At 46.0% G+C, this 3,088-nt stretch carries 2 protein-coding genes; both read right to left on the bottom strand.

Features of this window, described 5'->3' with window-relative positions; all coding sequences use genetic code 11:
• Window positions 1-1,871, bottom strand: a 1,871-nt coding sequence (locus tag LC653_RS44700) for a DNA-directed RNA polymerase subunit gamma (RefSeq protein ID WP_229501657.1), incomplete at its 3' end; no start/stop codon positions are given.
• Between the two features lie 208 nt (window positions 1,872-2,079).
• Window positions 2,080-3,088 (bottom strand): DNA-directed RNA polymerase subunit beta (locus tag LC653_RS44695; RefSeq protein ID WP_443689875.1); only part of this gene is annotated, 1,009 nt, incomplete at its 5' end.

The following is a 3,088-nucleotide window of genomic DNA, read 5'->3' as shown; positions in this document are numbered from 1 at the left end:
GCAAGTGCTTCCTGAATGGCATTGTTATAAATAACGCGACCAGGAGTTGTGTATATATACTGATAAAGTACATTGCCTTTAGCGTCAAGTCTTACTCGACGGAACTTATAGAGTAACGTGCGGGTACCATCCTCGTTTTCCGTCACTTTCACGGGTTCTGTATCCGGCTGGTCTGATTCTATTTCACCGTCAAACCGCACATAGATATAGGCGTGCAAGTCAATTTGATCTTGCTGGAAAGCCATAATTACATCCTCTAGCGAAGAAAAGTAATTTCCTGCCCCTTTTGTCGCACCGGGATTTTCTGCTGTTAAATAATAGGCTCCCAACACCATATCTTGGCTAGGCGTGATGATCGGTTTACCCGTGGCTGGTGACAAAATATTGTTAGAAGCCAACATCAACAACCGCGCTTCAGCCTGACTTTCTAACGACAGAGGGACGTGTACCGCCATTTGGTCGCCGTCAAAGTCGGCGTTAAATGCTGGACACACCAGAGGATGCAGTTGAATCGCTCTACCTTCTACCAAAATCGGTTCAAAAGACTGAATACCCAAACGGTGCAACGTTGGTGCCCGATTTAGCATTACAGGGTGTCCTTCAATCACCTCTTCCAGTACATCCCAAACACTGGGATCATTACGTGATATCAGCTTTTTCGCAGCTTTGATATTATTTACCATGCCGCTACGAATTAGGCGGTTAATCACAAATGGTTGAAATAGCTCAATCGCCATTTCTCTAGGCAAACCGCACTGGTGAATTTTCAGCTTTGGCCCAACAACAATTACAGAACGTCCAGAGTAGTCAACCCGTTTACCTAACAAGTTTTGTCGGAAACGTCCTTGCTTACCCTCAATAATGTCGGACAAAGATTTTAGGGGTCGGTTATTTGCCCCTACCACAGTGCGTCCCCGACGACCATTGTCAATCAAAGCATCCACTGCTTCTTGCAGCATCCGCTTTTCGTTCCGCACAATAATCTCTGGTGCCAAAATTTCTTGCAAGCGTGCCAAACGATTGTTGCGGTTAATTACCCGCCGATACAAATCATTTAAATCACTCGTGGCAAACCGTCCGCCATCTAGCTGCACCATTGGGCGCAAGTCGGGGGGAATCACGGGAATAACTGCCATTACCATCCACTCTGGTTTGGAACCAGTAGCGATGAAGTTGTCAATCACCCGCAGTCGCTTAATTAGTTTGGCCCGCTTTTGTCCCTTAGCGTTGCCAATTTCTTCGCGTAGGCTTTCCGCTTCTTGTTCTAAATTGATATCGGCAAGCAAGCGCAACAGTGCTTCAGCACCAATACCTACCTCTACGCCTTGCAGCACAGAATCTTCGCTATAAATTTGGTCTTCTATTTCCAACCACTGATCTTCACTCAGTAGCTGTTTGTAAGTTAAAGTTTCGGCATTACCAGGACTCAGGACAACATAAGAGTTGAAATAGACAATCTGCTCGACATCCCGCAAGGGCATATCCAGTAGGATGGAAATATAGCTAGGAATGCCTTTGAGATACCAGACGTGAGCTACTGGTGCGGCGAGTTTAATATAGCCCATGCGGTGGCGACGCACCCGTGACTCGGTGACTTCTACCCCACAGCGCTCACATACAATACCTCTGTGACGAACTCTTTTATACTTACCACAATGGCATTCCCAATCTTTCGCGGGGCCAAAGATGCGCTCACAAAAAAGCCCGTCCATCTCTGGCTTGAGAGTTCGGTAATTAATCGTTTCTGGCTTGGTAACTTCACCGACTACTTGACCATTAGGCAATGTTCTCTCGCCCCATTGGCGAATGCGTTCAGGGGAAGCCAAGCCGATTTTTACGTAGTCAAACTGATTAGTTTGGGCAGGTCTCATAATTAATTCGTAATTCGTAATGCGTAATTCGTAATTAACAATTTCTAATTCGTAATAGTGGCGATCACTCTTCCTTCGCCAACGTAATTTGTAATTCGTAGTTAAGAAGTAGTAATTTGTAGTTCGGAATTCTCGATTTTTCTTCAATTACGAACTACAGATTATTAAATTTATCTTCAATTACGAATTACGAATTACGAATTACGAATTATTCGTCGTCTTCCAGCGATTCGCGGGAAAGAGATTCATAGGTTGGTCGAGGAGGTGTGCGGCGGGCTGATTGGTCTGCCATCAAATCGACTTCTACATCTAGGGAACTGCCGTCTGTTTGGGTTTCTACCTTGTGTACGGCAATGTCTAACCCCAATGATTGCAACTCGCGCATTAGCACCTTAAAGGATTCTGGGGTTCCAGGTCGAGGAATTGCCTTACCTTTAACGATCGCATTTAACGCTTCATTCCGTCCTTGCATATCGTCAGATTTAACTGTGAGCAATTCCTGTAAGGTATAAGCTGCACCAAAGGCTTCCAATGCCCACACTTCCATTTCCCCAAATCTCTGACCACCTTGTTGTGCTTTACCACCCAAGGGTTGCTGAGTCACTAGTGAGTATGGGCCTGTGGAACGGGCGTGGATCTTATCATCCACCAAATGCACCAGTTTCAGCATATAAGCCACACCGATAGTGATTGCTCGGTCAAAGGGTTCGCCTGTACGACCGTCATACACCATGATTTTGCCTGGGTTATCTGGGTTATATACCCAGTCTTTCCCTGTTTCGTCTCGTGCTTCTTGTAATTTGCCATGCACGATTCGGCGAGATGACTCTTCCCCGTACATTTCATCAAAAGGAGTAATCTTAAATCGCACTCCCAAGGTTTGACCAGCCCAACCTAATAAGCACTCAAATACTTGTCCGACGTTCATCCGACTGGGTACACCCAAGGGGTTAAGTACAATGTCCACAGGTGTTCCATCGGGCAAATAAGGCATATCTTCCGCTGGTAATATCCGAGAAATAATCCCTTTATTACCGTGGCGTCCTGCCATTTTGTCCCCAACTTGGATTTTGCGTTTTTGGGCAACATATACTCGGACTACCATATTGGCTCCTGGTGGCAGTTCATCGCCTTGTTCACGAGTAAACAAGCGCACATCAACTACGCGACCTTTTTCACCGTTTGGTACTCGCAGAGAATTGTCCCGCACATCCCGT

This window comes from Nostoc mirabile CHAB5784 (assembly GCF_020829645.1).
Classification (GTDB): Bacteria; Cyanobacteriota; Cyanobacteriia; order Cyanobacteriales; family Nostocaceae; genus Nostoc; species Nostoc mirabile.
This window is presented reverse-complemented; position numbering and strand designations above follow the sequence as displayed.